Origin of the sequence: Bifidobacterium olomucense, from assembly GCF_012932375.1 — a bacterium.
GTDB classification, from domain to species: domain Bacteria; phylum Actinomycetota; class Actinomycetes; order Actinomycetales; family Bifidobacteriaceae; genus Bifidobacterium; species Bifidobacterium olomucense.
The window spans coordinates 44,092-62,636 of the sequence record NZ_JAAIIG010000002.1 but is presented as its reverse complement, the minus strand read 5'-3'; the positions used below and the strand labels follow the sequence as shown (position 1 = coordinate 62,636).

Here is an 18,545-nt window from a genome sequence, read left to right as displayed (position 1 = left end):
CACAAGGGAAGCCCCCGGACCGGCAACGCCGGCACCGGGGGCTTCCCCATTCCAAGACGATAATCCCGGACCACCCGCGCCACTTCATCTCCTTCCTCCGCCCCGCCCGCGGCACTCCGGAGATTCAGGACCACCCGCGCCATCCCTCGTCTTCTTCTTCGGGTTCCCCTTCCAGCCCTCCTCGGTGTCCGTGGTTCCCAGCCGCTTATCAGGTTCGGCCGTGACCGCCTGGCCGTGGTGATGATCGGGGTGCCGGTTCCTGAGTGTGGGCTGAACGGGTTGGTTCCCGGCTGGAGATATTCGCTGGTCAGCGGCCAAGCGGTGAACCCCACGCGGGACCACGGCCGCAGGTTCCTTCCCACCAAGCCCATCCTCCCAACACCCCAGCGGGGCCGGTGCCACTGGCCAACCACCAGCAGGCACCGGCCCCGCTCGCGATCCGGGCAGGATTGAACGGCGACGCGGAAGCATGAGGGGAGACGCGCGGGTGGTCCTGATTCTTCCGATGACAGGAAGTACCAGGCGGAGAAGACCGAGGCGGGCGCGGGTGGTCTGGAACCCTGATGAAGAGAATGAGGGAACGGGCGCGGGTGGTCCGGGTTATTCCGTGAGGCCGAGGAACAGGGGGAGAAGGCCGGTGAGGACGCGCGCGGGTGGTCCGGGATTATCGTAGCGCTGGCGTGTTCTGCGCGTATCGGCGTTGGCTGTGCTTGGTCATGCGGCGGGGCCTGGTGGGGATATGCCCGTTGGTAGTGTCCGGCTGTTCGTGGCCGGTGGTTCCTGATGCGGGGCGGGAGGTGCCTGATGTCTGGTAGGGGTAAGGGGTGGCATGTGAACCCCAGGACTGGCGGGGTGGGCCGGTGCACGGCGTCCGAGCGGAGGTGCCCCGTGGGCGGCCCGCACTTCAGGACGGAGCGTGAGGCGCAGCGGTACGGCGAGGAGCTGATGGCCCGTGCGAACGCGGCGGCGTCGTCTCCTCGCGCCTCACTGCGTAAGTCCTCCGTCACCGCTTCCGCCGTTCCCTCCGTTCCCGCGGCTCCAGCCGTCCCGGCTCCGGCGCGTGGCGCATCCCCGTCTGGCCCGTCTGATGGTTCGTCCTCGCTTGAGGGGCTGGCGGCTGAGCGTCGCGTGGGGTTCCTGCAGCGCATCCGCGCCGCGCGTGCGGGTCGCAGGGCCGGGGCTCCGGCTGCGCCTGACGCGCATGGCGTGGTGATTGACTCGCCGTCCGCGTTGTGCCGGTACGCGTTGGACGTGATGGACGGGTATGACAGGGAGTTCCTCGTCAGGACCGGTGACTGGAAGCGGGAGGACCTTGAATCATACGCCCCGGAGCTCGTGCATCAGCTCGCCCTCGGCTATGAGCCGCGTTACCGGGAGCTTGACCTGCAGGCGAGCCGCGCCGCTCTCGTGTATGGTGCCGAGGATAGGTGGTCGGGCGAGCGTGTGACGGACGAGGACCGGGCGAGGTTCGGTCAGCTGATGCGTCTCGCGGTCGTGACCCGCGCTTCCGTCCCCGCCGCCGTGTGGCTGAGGCTGAACGACCGGTGGAACGACAAGTGGTCGGACCCCGAGGAGAACAGCGAGCAGATAGCGCGTGACCTGGCGAGGGTCGGCATCGAGGCGCGCGTGAACGGCCTCGCGAAGCGGTACGGGCGTGGAAGGTTCGACCATCCGTTCGACAGCATCCTCGGCGAGGCGCAGCGTGGCTCGCGGGCCGTGCTCAGCGACGAGCAGCGTGAGGCGGACCCGCTCGTGGATGATTCGCCTGTGGCCCGTGACATCGCCGGGGAGCTGGGCGGGCTGCGCCGCGTGGACCTTGAGGACCGGTTCCCGCTCGCCGTGCCGGAGGGTACGGACCCGGACATGATGGGCGTGACGCGGGCCGCGTACGACATCATCCTCAACAAGCTGGACGAGTCGCGCGTGCGCATGGACTGGAACAGGTTCTCCGACCAGGTGCTCATGCTCAGGAGGATCGCCGGCGTGACGGACGAGGATGACTGCTCGCCGCTCGACCTGCGGGACGACTACTCATGCCTCGCGTACGCGGCTGCCGTGGCGGGAGGCTCCGTCCAGCCGTCCGCGAGCGCCGTTCCGAGTCTCCTTGACTGGCAGGACCGGGAGGATGGGCGCGCCGATGCGACCCGCGCCGTGCTCGGCGACGCCGGTGATGATGGTGCGGGGGACCGTGTGGTGCTCGGGTTCGGTGATGATTCCGGTTCCCTCCTGCCGGTCGGGGTGACGGACCCCATGGATGACGAACCGTTCGACGGTCCGGTCGGCCCGTGGTCGTTCGATGGGCCGGATGAACATGGTGTGGACGCCGACTCGGCGTTCCCCGACGTGGCGGCGGGGGATGACCCGCTCATGCGCGTGGAGGCCATGCTCGGCCGGCACGAGGGGCGGGGGCGGCCTCGCCGCCGCGGCGCGGGGGCGAGGCACGCGGATACGGATGGCTGGTGGTACTCCGACGAGCCGCTCAGTGAACCCGAGGAGCCGGTCATCGACCATCCGTACCGGCCCATCCGGTTCACCGGGAAGCGCCAAGCGGAGCGCATCCGCGCCGTACCCGGCCTCGCCATGAAGTACCTCCGGCTCGGCGAGAACGGACTCACGGGCGGGTCCACGAGCGGGATGACGCGGAGACGCCCCGGCCGTGGACGCTAACGCCCGAGGAGCGAATCCAGCGGCGAGACGCGACTGGGCCGATGGACGGCGCGGAACCGGTGTGAATCAGAGGCCGGCGACCCCCATACCCACTACCACCAAGCACCTGCTCGTTCCCCACGGCGAATCCGAATACAGCGACAGGGGAGAACCCCAAGAAGCCGCCTAACCATCCCAGTCCGGCTCAGGGTACCCCACCCTTCAGGGTGGGGAGGAATGAGCCGCGTCTGGTTCCGCGTCTTCTCCTTCCTGCTGCGGTTCCGGGGCCATTGTTCCTGTCTTGCTCGTGGTGCGGCTTACGGCCGGTTAGATATAGGTCACATGGGTATGGGGGACTGGTGTTGGGCTGGTCCCGCCTGTGCATCCGCCGGGCCCGACCGGGTGCCGGCGTTGGTTGGAAGGAATGACCCTTATGAAGAACATCGTTGTGACCCGCAAGCTCGCCGCACTGGCCCTTGCCTCCGCGTCCATCCTCGGCGCTGGCGCCCTCGCCGGCACCGCCGTCGCCGCCCCGACGGACGCCGCGTCCATCACGCTGAGCCCCATCGCCGGCTCCAGCCTGAAGGGGCGCGACTTCACCGCGTATAAGCTGGGCGATTACGCGAACGTCGTGAAGAACGCCGACGGCACGGCCGTCAACTCGTTCAGCGTGACCACCGCCACGGGCGTCGAGGCGCTCGCCGCGCAGGCCGCGACCGACGCTGGTATTGACGTGAGCGCGAAGAACGCCTCCCAGGACACGCTGAACTTCGTGCTCAGCGGCTCCGAGTCCGGCTCCGTGACCGCCGCGCAGTTCCGCGCGTTCGCGAACGCCCTCGCGAAGGGCCTCGTCGGCGCTGATGCGACCGTGGGCGGGGATGACCCCGTCGTGGCCGCGAAGACCGTGAAGGCGGACGACACCACCATCGCGAAGGACGGCACCCTGAACCTCGACCTGACTGAGGGCTACTACCTCATCGTCGAGAACCAGGACGGCGGGAAGGTGCTGAATGACGACGGCACGTTCGCCTCCGGCCTGCCCATCGCGCTGGGCACCACGTTCCAGGACAACGGCAAGGGGCTCCAGCTGTCGAAGGACTACAAGGGCTACGCGCTCGGCTCGGCCGTCGTGAAGAGCAACACCATCCCCGTCGTGAAGACCGCGAACGCGGACTCCGCGAAGGTCGGCGACGACGTGACGTTCACCGCCAGGACCGCGTTCCCGAACCTGCTGGACACGAAGACCTTCTACATCTCCGATACCGCGTCGAACGGCTTCACCGCCCCCGCGGACACGGACTCCTTCACCGTGAGTATCGACGGCAAGGCCGTGAGCGACGACGTGAAGGCCACCGTCCTCGGCAAGGTCCAGCTCGGCAAGAAGGCCGCCCTGAACGCCGCGAAGGACGGCGTCGACATCACCGACGACGCGAACAGCTGGGCCATGGTCCTGAACGCCGCCGACTTCAAGACGGACGGGACGGACGCCCTGTTCAACGCCGCGAACGCGGGCAAGAGCCTGGAGATCAGCTACACGGTCCAGAAGACCGGTGGCGATGATCAGGACGCCACCGTCGCGAAGAACAGCGTCGACGCCGGCAACATCTACAACGAGGGGCAGGTCCCCAGCGAGGGCCACGGCGAGAAGAAGGTCAACTCCTTCGACTTCGACGTGGATAAGACCGCCGTCGACGGCACCACGCCCGTCTTCGGGGCTGCCTTCAAGATCGCCAGTCACGACACCACCGACACCAGCACCGCACCCACCGACACCTGGCTCGTCCGCGCCGCGGACGGCAAGTGGAGCAACGCGGCCGACGAGGCGGGCGCGACCACGTTCCTCAGCGGTGACACTGATTACGACGGCACCGTCAGCGACGCCGAGGCGAAGGCCAAGAAGGCCAGCATCGACTTCGCCGGCCTCGCCGCCGGCACCTACACCGTGAAGGAGGAGACGCCTGCAGCCGGGTACTCCAACGCGGCGCTGCCGACCTTCACCGTCACCATCGCGGATGACGGTACCGTCACCATCGCGAACGGCGGGACCCTCGTCTCGAACAAGAACGACGTCGTCACCGTGAAGAACATCCGCAACCTCGGCGAACTCGCCCAGACCGGCGGCATCGGCGTCATCATCGCCACGCTCATCGCCGCCATCATCGCCACCGGCGCGGTCGTCGTCATCCGCCGCGGAGTCAAGAACGCCAAGGCCGAAGCCGCAGCGCTCCGCGCCTGACCGCGAACCACGTGAGCGCCACGGACCGGTAACAACCAGTTCGTCAGTGACCACGCGGCCAGCACAACACAACGGAGCCCCGGACTCCCAACCCGCAACAGGGCAGGAGGCCGGGGCTCCGCCCGTTCCAGAAGCAGCGGAACAAGAAGCACAAGGAACGGGCGCGGGTTCGGACGAACCGACGAACCCGCATGGAACGGAGCACGCCGACAAGGGATGGGGAGGAACGCGGCGCGGGTGGTCCGGGATTAACGCGAGAACATCCCGGACCACCCGCGCTGCTCCTCATTGGCCTTCTTCTTCTCGGTTGCGGAGATTCAGGACCACCCGCGTTGCTCCTCTCCCTCCCCACGGCTGTTGGTGTTGCCGTGGTGTTGTTGTTCCTTCTCCTCGATAGTGCGCGCTTGGGATTGGCCGCGATATGGGTTACGTGGGTCTAGTTGGAGGATTCCGTATGGTTGATTGGGGTGGGGCTCGTTCGGCCCCTGTTAGGTTCTTATTGGGTGCACTTGTCGTGCTGGGTCTTGTCTCGGCGTGCGCGTTGCCGGGGGTAATCCGTTCGGCGAGCGCGGATAACCCGGATTCGGGTATCTCGACGGCGTCTGTGGATTGCTCGCCGAACATCACCATGGGGGACGCCAACGCGCCGCTGACCGGCGGGGCGCTCGTCGCGAGTGATTACCGCGCTTGGGGAATGAATCCGGATGGTTCTGTTAATCAGGAGCTGAGCGGGTTCACCGGGAAGATCAAGTGGATGGTCGGGTCGAATCCGAACTCGGATGCCGGGGCCTTGCTCGCGACCGAGGATGGCGTGTACCGGTATGATGGCTCGGTGAACTCGAACGGTGGTAAGGTCGTTCCGGTTCTGGATGAGAACGGCAAGCCCATCACGAACGTGAAGGGTCTCGCTGGGTCCTGGCCGTCCCAATACGGCTCGGTGGTGTACACGACGGATAACCGGCTGTACCTGCAGAAGCCGAACCGTGGGGACGTTATGCGTATCACGGGTTGGAGCGGGACCATCAACAACGTCACGGGCGGCGAGGTCATCGATGACGTCGGGACCGGGGCGAGCAGCAAGCCTGCGGGGTTCATCCTCGGCACCACGGATGGCGCTTGGCTCATCAGCGCCGATGGGGTCCTGAAGAAGGTCAACGGCATCAGCGGCAATACCGTGGTGCATGGCGACTTCCCCCTCGCGGATGGGGCGGTGAGCGCCGCGCTCGTGAACGGCAAGCCGTACCGCGTGAATAGCGATGGTTCATCCTCCGCCGTGAAGGATAGCTCGAACGGCACGTACACGAACGTCATCGGGACGGGCTACCAGGGCACCGGCGATGCGGAGTCCGGGTACTTCGCTTGGGGCCCTGACTCCGGTCTGGTGTTCGGTTCCAAGCCTGGCTTCGAGGACCTTGTGGGTTCCTTGAAGGCGCCGACTGATTCCGACATCACTGACAAGACGATAGTCGGCGCCACCGGCACGAGCCCGTTCGTCGGCTTCCTCGTCCATGGGCACGACTGGGCGGACATCGTCAAGGTCCAGCTCAATAATGGCGTGCAGATATCGACCGAGCGGCTGAGGGGGCTCAGCGGCGAACTGTCCAGCTCAGCCGGCAACCTGCCCAGCATGGAGGGCACCACCGGCAGCAGTGGTTATGGCGGCAGCATCATCGCGGGTTCGGACGGAGCGTGGGTCATCGGAGCGGACGGCACAACGTACAAGGTCGACGCCGAGGGGTCGCTCACGGCCGCCCATAGCGCGTCGAACCCGAGGGCGAACAACTACGGGGCCCTCGTATACGGGGCGAAGGGCGCATGGTACGTGAAGCCGGACGGCTCCACCATCAAGCTCGCCATTCCCGAATCCTGCCCCGTGGTCCAGTTCCGCAACCCGGATGGTTCGACGGTGAAGGACACCGCCGGCGCCACGATCAAGGACCAGACGCTCCAGTCCGGGCAGACCGCCACCGAACCGGACCCAGCCCCCAAGGCGCCGACTCACAGTTCGTTCTCCTACTGGTCCCTGTACAAGGACGGCAAGGACCCGAACACCGGCAAGGATTCGAAGTACGACTTCTCCACGAAGGTCACGCAGGACGTGACGCTGTACGCGCAGTACGCCACGGACAAGGTTAGCGTGCAGTTCCGCAACACGGATGATTCGACCGTCACCGGGTCGGACGGGTCGGCGATACCCGACCAGTCCATCGATTACGGGTCCGCCGCCACGAAGCCGAGCGACCCGAAGCGTGATAACTACGTGTTCGGCGGCTGGTATACGGACAAGACGCTCACCACGAAGTACGACTTCACGGCGAAGGTCGAGCAGGACACCATCATCTACGCGAAGTGGACCGCGACGAAGAACTGGGCCGTGAAGTTCCGCAACGTCGACGCGAATGGCAACGAGACCAGCGTGGCCAACACGTCAGGGCCTATCCCGGACGAGAGCGTGGTGGATGGCGGAACCGCCACCAGACCATCGCCAGACCCGGACCCGGCCTCGGATAACAGGACCGGCTACGCGTTCGAGGGCTGGTACACGGACAAGGCGCTCACCACGAAGTACGACTTCACGACGAAGGTCACGCAGGACGTCACCATCTACGCGAAGTGGGCGGAATCGAAGCCGCACACCGTGAAGTACCGTTGGGTGGACGCGAAGGGCAACGAGCACACCATGCACGGATGCCTTACGGATACCGGGTCGGGTTGCGCATCCTTAACCACCACCATCGATGACCAGACCGTCAATGACGGTGACAAGGCGACGAAGCCCTATTATCCATCGGATGGAGCAGACGGCACGGACCAGGGGATAATGGCAAGCTATAAGTTCAACGGATGGTTCGCGGATAAGACCATGAAGAACCGGTACGACTTCGATGCGCCAGTCACGCAAGACATCACCATCTACGCGCAGTACGTGCTCGAAGACCCAGGCGAATGCACCCCGACCATAGTCAGCGCATCCGCCGCCAACGTGCAGAGCGGGACCGGCGTCATCGCCAGCAACAAGCAGGTATGGGTCGTCGGATGGGCCGGCCGCACCGATTCGGGCATGAAGCCGATACGCGAACTCACGGGCTTCACCGGGACCGTGCAACGAGTCATCGGTGCCGATGCGGATAGCGGCGTGCTCATCATCACGAGCGACGGCGTATGGGCTACGACCGGAACAAGCACGACCGCTACGCAGGTCAAGGACGCGAGTGGAACATCCCTGCCGTCACTGAAGGGCGTATCCGGCGCCTATCCCGCCACGCATGGCGTCCTCGCCTACACCAGTACCGACGCATGGTACGTCAAGGGAACATCCGCGACGAGAATACCCGGCATCAACGGCGCCATACTCAACGCGACCGGATGGGACGACGACGCGAACGGCGGCAACTACATCATCGACACAACCTCCGGCGCATGGATCGTCAACAACGCCCGTGCGACGGCTATCAGAGGAACGACGGGCGACATCCGCGACTCCGGACCCGCGCCGCTGACCGGTAACGATCGCAGCCTCGTCACGGGTTCCAACGGCGTATGGATAGTGCAGAGCGACGGGACGGCGACCCAGCTCAAGGGAGTGGCCGGCTCCGCGGACTATAAGGTGAACGGCCGCGGATACATGGGCGGGACCAACTACGGGTTCATCCTGTACGGCGGTTCGAACGCCACGCTCGTCGTAGACACGAACCCGGCGAACGACGCACTCGGCAACATATACAACACGCCCAAGTACGCCACGGTCACCGGCACAAGCGGCAACCTCATCGGCGCGGACGGTAACGGCCCGTTCTCGGACGGCCGCTCCGTGGTGTACGGGGGAAGCGCAACAAGCGGATACGCCTACATCATCGGAGGAAGCGGGGGAAGCACGTTCTCCGCCCCAACAGCGATAGTAAGCACGCTCTACACAAGCAGGAGCGGCCCGGTGACCGGCATCCAATCCGCCTCCCCATACCGTGACGGAGGAGTAATCACCACCAGTCGGACGAAGCACGACAGCTACACCAACACCGACTACACGACAAGTTCCGTCGGAATGTTCACCGGGTCCGGCGACTTCAGCTGGATGCCGGACATGTTCCTCCCCGCGAACGACAACAACATCTCGTCGGACGGCGGAACGCGCAAGGCCTGGTACATCAGCGGAGTCATATACGGCAGCTCCGGCGCGAAGCTGTTCTCCTCGGACCAGCAAGGCAACACTTCGGCCCCATCGGTAGTCCTGCCGAGCGAATGCGTGACGGTACAGTTCCGCAACACGGACGACACCACGCCGGTGGGCTCCGACAACCAGCCGATACCAGACCAGCAGGTCCACAAGGGCGGAACAGCCCACGACCCGTACCCCGAACCGGTGCTCGACAAGAACAAGTTCGAAGGCTGGTACACCGACAAGACGCTCACCACGAAGTTCGACTTCACCACCACCATCGACCACGACACCATCATCTACGCGAAGTGGAGCACCGAAGGCACCACCACCCCGCCGGTCCGCGTGCTCGCACAGACCGGCGGCGCGAGCCTGCTGCTGCTCCTACTCGCGGCAGCGGCGGCGATAACACTCCACAAGACGGCCAACACGCTCAGCAAGCCGCAGGCCGGGAAGGAGCCGCAACATAAGCAATAAGCCAACGCTCCCAACCGAGCACCAACAATCCACAACAAGGCTGGCCCCGACCGGAACAACACCGGCCGGGGCCAACCCGTTCAGAACGAACCAGCAACCCGACCACACGGACCACACAACCAAGAAGACGACAAGACAAGCAACGCGGGTGGTCCTAATTCTCCCGGCATAGGACCAACAACGGGGAAGGGAAGCAATAGGAACCGGCGCGGGTGGTCCGGGATTAACGCAACGAATAACCCGGACCACCCGCGCTGCGTCGTTGGCCTGCCCCGTGAAGCGTCGTGGGGCCGCGTCGAGCGTGTCTTGGGTCGGCTTCGTCGTATGCGCCGGGCCCACTACCTGTCCGTTGACTGTCTGCTTGGCCCGGTTCCCTCGCCGGTTAGATACCTCATGTATGAATGCGTGGCCCGCGCCGCATCTCGGGCCGGTGATTGTGAGTGATTGGCCCGGTGCCGGGCCTAGTTGATTGGAGGGGAACATGACTGTTGGTGCTGCTCGCGCCGGGAGCGTGGGCGTCGGGTCCGCGCGTCCCGGTGGCGTCTCGTGGGTGAGGTTCGTGTCGTGGCGCACGTGGCTCGTCATCCTGATCGGCGTGGTGATGCTCGTGATCGGCCTCGCGGTGGCGATATACCCGCCGCTCATGCAGACCATCAACGAGTCGAGGCAGGCGAGCGTGAGCCAGTCCGTGGAGGAGCACGTGCAGGGCTGGCCGTACCCGAAGGCGGAGGACATGTTCAAGGAGGCGCGGAAGTACAACGAGGACCTGTTCAAGTCCGGTCAGACGGAGCTCGGCACGGACGTGCGGGACGTGCTCGGGGCGTCCAGCGCCACCGCGGCGGATGACGACGACCCGCTCGCGAAGCGGTACGACGACGAGCTGAAGGCCGGTTCGGATGGCGTGATGGGCAGCATCGTCATCCCGAAGATCAGCGTGAACCTGCCCATCTACCACGGCACGAGCGACGAGTCCCTCCTCGCGGGGGCGGGGCACACGTTCGGCTCGTCCCTGCCGGTGGGCGGCGAATCCACGCACTCCATCATCGCCGCGCACCGCGCCCTGCCTGACAAGCTCATGTTCACGAGGCTGGATGAGATGAAGGTCGGCGACTTCTTCCAGGTGAAGGTCATGGGCGAGACCCTCAGCTACCGCGTCGACCACATCTGGGTCGTGAAGCCCGACGACTTCACGCATCTCAAGATCAAGGAGGGCGAGGACCGGGTCACGCTCGTCACCTGCACGCCATACAGCATCAACACGCACCGCCTCCTCGTCAGCGGCGTCCGGTACACGGCGGACAGCCCCAAGCCCGACTCCCAGAAGGATGACTGGGCGATGCTTGAGAAGCTCGCCCCCGTCCTCGCGACCCTCGCATGCCCCACGCTCCTCATCATCAGCTGGACCATACGACGCAAGCTCAACGACAGGCACCACGCGAAGCACAAGGCCTGACAAGCACAGGGGGAGCGCCACCGCGCAAGCAAGGAGGAAGAAGAACACGACGCGGGCGGGGGATGATTCCTCGCGAGGCCGAGGGGCAGGAGAAGAAGGACAATGAAGAAGCGGCGCGGGTGGTCCGGGATTATCATTAGAACAACCCGGACCACCCGCGTTCGTGTTCTCCATCTTCTTCGTTGCCTGGTTCCCCCGTCCGTCTTGTTGTGCGAGGCTTGTTGTGTGAGGGGCGCCTGCGCTTGGTTCTCATTCAGGGTGCGCCCGCGCCTCGTTCCTCCTTGCGCCTGGTTCCTCGTGCGTGGTGGTCGAACGTTCGTCCGATCATTGACGCATGACGAATGGCGAGGCGCGGCCGCCGAGGCGGGCGTTGGATTGGGAGCATGTTGCTCAGGAGCTCTGGTTGCCGGACATCTGGCAGTACTGGGTCACGGAGGACACCGTTCCGGGTTCCAGCGCGCCCGAGAGGTTGGAGCAGAACGCGGAGACCCAGTTGTACGCGAACGTCAATGACTGGGTGCGCGGGCACGCGCACATCCTGCTCCGTAGGGTCCTGAAGGCCATCTACAGGACCCGTGCCGATGCCATTCATTACAAGGGACCGGGGCACGTGTCCTGGGAGGCGTGCTTCATGGTTGACGTGCTCAGTACGGTGGACCGCCTCGCCGACCTTCCGCCGGTGGAACTCGACCAATCGGACGGGCTTGCCCTGCGCGGCATCAGGCAGTCCCTGCATGAGGGATGGGAGAAGATCCTGAGCGGGCACGGCCTGTGGAACGTTCCCCGCCTCCTCGACAGATGCGTGTACGCCGTGACGGACACGCACCCGAACCTGCGCTTCATCCTCACCGAGCCGCTGCTCAGGACGAACCCCGCGATAACCGACGAGAAGCTCCGCGAATGGTGCACCATCGACAACATTCGACGAATCTTCTACTACGCCTATCCCGAACTGGACGACGTGGGCTATTACCGGTACACGCCCGAGGAATGGCGCGACCCCGACTACGACGGGGAACTTATCCGCCCGATAACGTACCCGATGTTCGACGCGATAGCCAACGCCGTTGCGGCGGGCAGACGCCCCGAGGTCCCGCTGCTGGACCTCCTCGCACGTGAGGGGATACTCGTGCCGAAGCAACTCGACAACATCACCAAGTACGGGCAGGATGCGTTCGACGCGTACGGGTACCCGCTCGGAGATAACGAGGCCGTTGACCACTACCGGTCCGACCCATCGGAGCGGCGCCGCGAACAGGCGAAGCAGCAGCACGAGTACCGCGAGGCGGGCAAGGGCAGGAAGCCGCCACGCCGCAGGGCTCCAGGCGCGCTCCCCAAGGACGACCACAAGGGAAGGAAGCCCCGCAGGCCACCACGCCGGGGCAAGCCCACCGGAGCCTGACGGAAGAAGAACCACCAAGCGAAGCCGCAGGGAACCAATCACACGGACGAAGAACACGGCGCGGGTGGTCCGGGATAATCAGAACATTCCGGACCACCCGCGCCCGTCATATGCTCCTCTTCTTCTCCGTGTCCTCGCGTGTGACGCACGCTCGTCGCGTAGCTCCTCGGCTGGCGGTGTGTGGGCTTGCCAGGCCCCGCAATGTTCTGCTGTATCCGGATTCGACACTCGCGACCAGCAGGTGCTTGTGCTCCATGGTCATGATGGACGGTGGTCCCCGTGTTCCCTCCATTCCGATGCGTGGTACGCCCGGTGGCCGGGCAGGTGCGGATCCTGTTCTCCGGCGCCCATCCTGAGCCGGGCGGCTTCGCTACTCACTACACGCGCGGGCCACACTGACGCCCATGCCGGGACGGCGGGAATGCAACTACGGTCGACATGACGCGTCATAGCCATCATCCCTCATCCATCACTCAACGGAGCCGAGCGACAGGAAGCACACAGGCTGAATGGGGTCGGGGCGGGAACCCCGGAACCAAGCCAATCCGACGCAACACGCGCCGAACCAAGCACACGCACGACGGGCCGGAACCGGAGGGAACAACGGCTACGCGAGTGACGGTACAGGCGGTACAACGGAACCGGCACCATCAGGCGGACGGATGGCGAGCGCGTCGAGCGGATGGGCGCGCGGCTGGCCGAACCAAGTGGAGCGGGGAGGGGGGAGTGGAGGAGAAGGAATGACGCTGCGCGGGTGGTCCTGAATCTCCGCGAGGCCGGGGAACGGGGTCGGAAGGCCGGTGAGGGGCAACGCGGGTGGTCCGGGATATCGCCGGAACAACCCGGACCACCCGCGCCGCTTCTCGTTCCCTCGGCTTCTCACCACTGTGGTCCTGGTTGGAACGACGGGCCGTTCCTATGACCGTGCCTGCATGATGATGCGGTTCGGCGGTTGGATTGGCGGTTCGTAGTCGTCGGGGAGGCCGAGGGCGGCGAGCGCCTGTCGTGTTGTTGGTGGTGTGTGGTCGGTCTCTTCGCTGGCGTCGTTGCCGCTTGGCTGTGTGGCGGTGTCGGGTTGCGTGAGGGCTGCGAGGCCGTGTTCGTGGATGGCGAGCGCGGTGGCGGGGTCGAGGGAGCCGTTCCTGACTCGTTGGGCGAGTGCTTCCGGTTCGGTGTCGGTGAGGCTGGTTCTGGTGAGGCGTGAGTCCCTGTCCATGTTGCGGATGTCGCTGATGGTCATGTTGTTCCAGATGACGGGGTCCGGGGCGCCGGCGTTGTGGATGAGGCGGAGCGTGTGGTCGAGTGCCTGTCCGAGGCGTTCGTAGGTGTACTCGCTGATGATGCTGGCGTACGCCTTGTCGTACTCGCCGGTGTTGGGGTTCTTCGCGGTGAGGCCGGCGTCCCTGAGGGCGTCGTGGATGAGGAGCGCGAGGGCGGTTCCGCTTGGTGCGGAGCGGCGCATCACGTCGGCGTTCGTCTGGATGGTGCTTCTCAGCTCTCCCAGTCCTCGTCTTGTGTCGTTGCGGATGGTCATTGTCTGTTCCTTCCTGATTGGTTCTTGGCGGGTTCCTGTCCTGCCGGCTTGTTCCTGCTGGTTGCCTGTACCGCTTCGCGTGCGGCTTGTACCGTTCCCGCGTAGCGGGTCCGGATGGGCTGTGAGGGGTGGTGGGGCCGGCGGCTGGTGATATTCGGTTGTGTTGGTTGACCGGCGTGGCCGGTCGTGTCGTGCGTCGGCCCGTTCGGGTCGGCGCTTGTCGTTGCGGGGTGGTGCCTTATGGACGCCGGGTTGGATGTTCGCTCCGGGTTGGATGCGCTGAACGGTGAGGTTCGCCGGGGCGCGTTGGCGCTCGTCATGGAGCGTGGGCTTGGTGATTGGTTGGTGAGGCTCGCCCACCGGACGGTGGAGAAGCCCTCCGCCCGTGACGCCGAGCTGATCCGCGTGATGAATGGTTCGGACGACTTGGCGGAGCGTGAGGCGGCGTTCCGCGAGTACTACGCGGAGTGCCGTCCCCTGTACATGCGCCGCTCCGTGCCCGGCAACGGCAGGGGCAGACGCCCATGCGACGTGCTGCTCGCGTTCGACATCGCGGCCGGGCGTGAGCCGGCGCTGGTCGAGGCGGACCTGACGGACGGGGGCAAGTACTCGCGGGCCGCGACGCTGCGCGACCTCGGTCTGCTCACGCCCCGGCTGCTGGAGGAGTGGAGGCTCCTCGGCGGGGCGCGCCCGGCGGATTCGAGTGCGCCGGTCCATGGGCCGTACCGGCCGAGGCGCACGCAGGGCGGGGTCCCGACCGGCGTCACGTGGGACGAGGCCCCGGCCCCGGTTACGGTGACCGATGACATGCATGAGCGGGTCGGCGCGTTGAACATGGAGCTCGCCTCCTACGCCCGCGCCGCCCTGCTCGACGACGACCGGCTCGGCACCGACCTCGCCAAGGCGCTTGCCGGGACCGGCGGCCCGTCGGGTGCGGATGTGAGGGACTCCCCGCTCATCGACGACATGAACCACTCGCCGTTCATCTGGCAGCGCGAAGCCGCGTACCGCAAGTACGTGGACCGGCACCGCGCCCGGTTCGACGAGACCGCGGCGAGCATGAGGGGAACGAAGCGGAACCCACACGACAAGCTCGCCCTCTTCGACATCGCGACGCGGCGCGTGGACGCCATCGACGAATCGGACCCGGCCCGCAGCGAATACCTGCCCATGCTCGTGCGCCAGACGCTGCTCACCGGCGCGGAGGCGAGCGCGATACGCAGACGCGGCGACGCGTGCATCAGCCCGGCCGGCTGCATCGACCTGCCCACGGTGCGGAGCGGCTCACCGGCCCGCGCCAGGTGAGCCGTGGCCGGCGGCGGCTCAATCCGACAGTGTCTCCTCCCCGAAGGTGCTCGCACATTATCCTCAACGGCGGTCATCATCCATTCCAATCCCCGGCCCCAACGGCCGGACGTAACCTCGGCGGCCCTACTCCCGACTGGGAACCGGCCGCCATGACAAGACCCAAGCTACGCGAGGCGGGACGCACCGGCCACAGGCCCCGGAACCCCGATTATGAAGAACGTGTGAAGACGCGAACCACCAGCACCACAAGCACGCCAAGGCAAGCGAACAACGGGATAGGCGGGAACCACGGCGGCAAGGAGAAGCAATAAGAAGGAGAAGAAGAACGGACGCGGGTGGTCCGGGTTGTTCGCGATAATCCCGGACCACCCGCGCCGCTTCTTCATTCCTTATTATTAGGGGCCTTATTATTGGGTCCCTCGTGCCGGCTCCGATCGTCGACGGTGGATGTTGGAGGGTCGGGCGCGGAGGCATCGTCGCCGGTCCGCGCCCGTCCCCGTTCGAATGGGATCTAACCGCCGCACCTGGCCCGTAGGGATATTCGACTGTCGACCGAACCGCGAACTAGTCTTCCGCGCGGGGCGGCCTTCTCCACGCGGGCCCCGAGCCGGCATCAAGCCGGACCGGGGCCCCACGTGTCTGCGGAAGAGGCCGGGCCACGGGCCGGACCGGCCGACGATGACGATCACACCGGCGCGACGAGCAGGGCCGGCGCCCGTGGATGAACGGCGAAGATGAAGAAGAAGGACGACGGGGATGGCGCGGGTGGTCCGGGATTATCGGGTGCCGTGGTTCGATGGTCGGGCCGCGTCACGTGTCCGGAACGGGGGCGCCGGGGCGGTGTCGGGCGTGATTCGGGCGGGTTGACAGCGTGGTGGTGGGGCGTTATAATGCACGCACCCAATGAAGGGTAATTCGCAATCCAATCACGGGGAATCGTCGGCCGGATAATTAGCCGATAACATACCTTATGTGTGGTGTGCTATTATGTTCGGTTATGTTCGCTGAATCGAACATGCGAATCGGGGGAGCGGGACGCGTTTCCGACGTGCGACACGCCCGGGCGGAGGCCGAAAAGCGAAAATAAGCCAAGGGCATAACCAACCAATCACCATTGACAAAACAGCAGCTGAGTGCTACAAGCAACCCGCACGTGAGGGGTCGGATGAAGGACTATCCAGTGGACGGGCACCGGCCGCCGGCCGCTCCGCATCGGTAGCATCACACAAGCGGACCGACTGTGATGGGCAATCCGGCCCTCGGGCCGTTCGGTCATACGCATAGTGAATCTGGAGCGTGATGGTGATGACGATACGCAACGGCCACGGTCGATGGCACATCAACAGGGACGGGGACGCGAAGCGCTGCACGGCCACGAATGGTGACTGCCCCTACAAGCGGCACTACCCCGACGAGGCCAGCGCGATGCGCGAGGTCGAACGGCAGCAATGGGAGATACACAAGGACGACCCGCTCCACACGCTCAAGAAGCGGAACCGCAGGCCACGCACCACGACCCGCTGACCACACGGGCCGAACAAGCGACGATATGCAGACCACGCACCGGGAGCCGAGCGGGACCGGTGCCACGGCCAAGCAGCCGCTCACTCCTCTTCTCGAAACGGAAGAACGGAATCCAAAACGGGGCCGTGCCCCTGACCAAGCCATGAGTCAGGAGCACGGCCCCTACCTATCCACGGGGAACCGAAGACAAGAACAAGGGACCACCGGCGCTAAAGGAAAGATGAAGTCAGCGCGGGTGGTCCGGGATTTTCATAGGGTGGGGCCGGGTGCCGTTGGTGCGGTGCGCGTGGCCGTTCCGTGCTCGGGTTCCGTGGCTATGGTGGCCGGTCCGTCGTAATCCACGTTCACGGAACCATCGTCCCTGATGGCCATGCTCGTGTAGTCAAGCAGCGTCAGTGCTTCGCTCCGCTCCAGCGTGCGGGGGTGGAGGGTCGAGCCGTCGAGGGCCGCGAACCGTTGGATGGCACGGTCCGTGTTCGGGATGATTATCCCCATGGCACGCAGCACCGGCAGGTCCCCGTTCACGAGGGCCTCGCGCATCAGGTTCGACTCGGGGTCGCGCGCGACCGGGTTCAGCAATGAGCGGTACCCGGCTATCTGCTCCGCGTAGGTGCGGGCGGCGAATCGTTGGACACCGGTGCGGGGAACCGTATCCAATACCCCTTCACGGCTCAGTCGGAACCGCAGCTCACGGTCGGTCCAATCAGCATCATCCATCCACAGGGAACCGAGACGGTACGTGGAGAGGATGGCCGCGCTCGACTGGTCACGGGCAGCCGCGCGCAGGGTCAGAACCATGAGCCGGGCCGAGGCGCGCGTCAGCATCGACGCTTCAGGCCCGGCGTCGCTCAGCAGCACCTCCAGCAGGTCGGCACAGGCCATCGGCCCGTGAAGCGCGAGCCGGTCCATGAGCATCGACTCCGTGGGGGAGGGGCCGGCCGCGTAATCCGAGGGAACGAACCCCGCGTACCCCAGCGCGGCGACCACGGAACGGTAATGTCCATCACCGACCCAACGCTCCACACGGGCCGCGGCATCACGCATCACCAGCCCGCGCAGGTTCTGCAAACCCATCGTCACGCGCACGCGCGGCTTCGGCTTGCGACGATACGAGTAACGGGACCAATCCACCGGCCCCGCGGCGATAGAGGCATCAACGGCCTCGCGCAGCGTCGCGTAATGCTCACCGCACCGGCATGCTACCCAATCCGGCTCGCGGCACGGCTCCACACCGTTCGTCAACGGGTTCAGATGATACAAACGCACGACGGCCTCCTCGCAAAAGCGATCAGATCATCCCAGATCCACACGGGGACACGCCCGGGAAACCAAAAATAATCCCGGACCACCCGCGTAACGTGTTGATTCCTCCATACCGCGGCGGCCACAAGGGTTCGCGGTCGTGGATATGCGGGTGACTGCTGGTGCTCGTGCCGTTGGAGGGAGGCAGTCATGCGTGGTGGTGGAGTGTGGGGTGTCGTGCGCGACACGCTCATGGTGATAGCGGGCCTCGGCCTGCTCGTAGCGTTGTGGTCCATCTTCGGGAACCCCATCGAGGTGGTGAAGGCCGGTGCGAACTGGGTCATCTGGGCCGTGAACCAGGTGGCCGACCTCCTCACGGGCAGCGAATGGTTCGTGGATACCGTCACCACGGACCCCGCGGCCATGACCCCGTGATTGACCCAATAGGTAAGGAGTGCCGGGCGGTGCTGGTCACCGCTGGATGAATGGGAAAAGACAAAGGTTTGCGCGGGTGGTCCGGGATTATCGTTGACCACTGCGCGCTCGCTGGTGAGGGGCCGGGGTGAT

At 65.6% G+C, this 18,545-nt stretch carries 10 protein-coding genes; 8 read left to right on the top strand and 2 right to left on the bottom strand.

From position 1 onward, the window contains the following. Window positions 1–888 precede the first annotated feature (888 nt). The 5 genes from G1C97_RS02430 (at window position 889) to G1C97_RS02410 (ending at window position 12,370) form a co-directional block, all read left to right on the top strand. The gene (locus G1C97_RS02430) at window positions 889–2,667 is read left to right on the top strand and encodes a hypothetical protein (protein WP_169240367.1); all 1,779 of its coding nucleotides are present in this window, start codon (window positions 889–891) and stop codon (window positions 2,665–2,667) included. A gap of 403 nt (window positions 2,668–3,070) precedes the next feature. Next, the gene (locus G1C97_RS02425) at window positions 3,071–4,882 is read left to right on the top strand and encodes a SpaA isopeptide-forming pilin-related protein (RefSeq protein WP_169240366.1); all 1,812 of its coding nucleotides are present in this window, start codon (window positions 3,071–3,073) and stop codon (window positions 4,880–4,882) included. Window positions 4,883–5,336: 454 nt separating this feature from the next. Further along, window positions 5,337–9,515, top strand: coding sequence for an InlB B-repeat-containing protein (locus G1C97_RS02420; protein ID WP_169240365.1), 4,179 nt, complete (start codon window positions 5,337–5,339; stop codon window positions 9,513–9,515). A 481-nt stretch (window positions 9,516–9,996) separates the two neighbouring features. Further along, the gene (locus G1C97_RS02415) at window positions 9,997–10,968 is read left to right on the top strand and encodes a class C sortase (RefSeq protein WP_169240364.1); all 972 of its coding nucleotides are present in this window, start codon (window positions 9,997–9,999) and stop codon (window positions 10,966–10,968) included. 403 nt (window positions 10,969–11,371) lie between these two features. Beyond that, window positions 11,372–12,370, top strand: a complete 999-nt coding sequence (locus G1C97_RS02410) for a hypothetical protein (protein WP_169240363.1) — start codon at window positions 11,372–11,374, stop codon at window positions 12,368–12,370. Window positions 12,371–13,286: 916 nt separating this feature from the next. Here the strand turns inward: G1C97_RS02410 and G1C97_RS02405 are convergent. After that, on the bottom strand, window positions 13,287–13,904 hold the full coding sequence (locus tag G1C97_RS02405; protein WP_169240362.1) for a hypothetical protein: 618 nt from the start codon (window positions 13,902–13,904) through the stop codon (window positions 13,287–13,289). 240 nt (window positions 13,905–14,144) lie between these two features. Between G1C97_RS02405 and G1C97_RS02400 the strand changes: the two genes are divergently transcribed. Both G1C97_RS02400 and G1C97_RS02395 read left to right on the top strand, forming a co-directional pair. Beyond that, window positions 14,145–15,209: a hypothetical protein gene (locus tag G1C97_RS02400; RefSeq protein ID WP_169240361.1), complete on the top strand. Its 1,065-nt coding sequence runs from the start codon at window positions 14,145–14,147 to the stop codon at window positions 15,207–15,209. 1,302 nt (window positions 15,210–16,511) lie between these two features. Continuing rightward, a complete protein-coding gene (locus tag G1C97_RS02395) occupies window positions 16,512–16,736 on the top strand; it encodes a hypothetical protein (protein ID WP_169240360.1) in 225 nt (74 codons plus the stop codon). Between the two features lie 249 nt (window positions 16,737–16,985). On the opposite strand, the gene G1C97_RS02390 is transcribed toward G1C97_RS02395, so the two are convergent. Beyond that, the gene (locus tag G1C97_RS02390; protein WP_169240359.1) at window positions 16,986–18,002 is read right to left on the bottom strand and encodes a hypothetical protein; all 1,017 of its coding nucleotides are present in this window, start codon (window positions 18,000–18,002) and stop codon (window positions 16,986–16,988) included. Between the two features lie 186 nt (window positions 18,003–18,188). Here G1C97_RS02390 and G1C97_RS02385 point away from each other — a divergent pair, with 186 nt between their 5' ends. Continuing rightward, entirely contained in the window at window positions 18,189–18,413 is a 225-nt protein-coding gene (locus tag G1C97_RS02385; RefSeq protein WP_169240358.1) for a hypothetical protein, read from the top strand. The last annotated feature ends 132 nt before the right edge of the window (window positions 18,414–18,545 follow it).

What these genes read in the sequence shown, in the direction of transcription:
- G1C97_RS02425 (WP_169240366.1), top strand. Translation starts at nt 3,071, where the DNA reads ATGACCCTTATGAAGAACATCGTTGTGACCCGCAAGCTCGCCGCACTG.
- G1C97_RS02420 (WP_169240365.1), top strand. Translation starts at nt 5,337, where the DNA reads ATGGTTGATTGGGGTGGGGCTCGTTCGGCCCCTGTTAGGTTCTTATTG.
- G1C97_RS02415 (WP_169240364.1), top strand. Translation starts at nt 9,997, where the DNA reads ATGACTGTTGGTGCTGCTCGCGCCGGGAGCGTGGGCGTCGGGTCCGCG.
- G1C97_RS02405 (WP_169240362.1), bottom strand. Translation starts at nt 13,904, where the DNA reads ATGACCATCCGCAACGACACAAGACGAGGACTGGGAGAGCTGAGAAGC.
- G1C97_RS02400 (WP_169240361.1), top strand. Translation starts at nt 14,145, where the DNA reads ATGGACGCCGGGTTGGATGTTCGCTCCGGGTTGGATGCGCTGAACGGT.
- G1C97_RS02395 (WP_169240360.1), top strand. Translation starts at nt 16,512, where the DNA reads ATGGTGATGACGATACGCAACGGCCACGGTCGATGGCACATCAACAGG.
- G1C97_RS02385 (WP_169240358.1), top strand. Translation starts at nt 18,189, where the DNA reads ATGCGTGGTGGTGGAGTGTGGGGTGTCGTGCGCGACACGCTCATGGTG.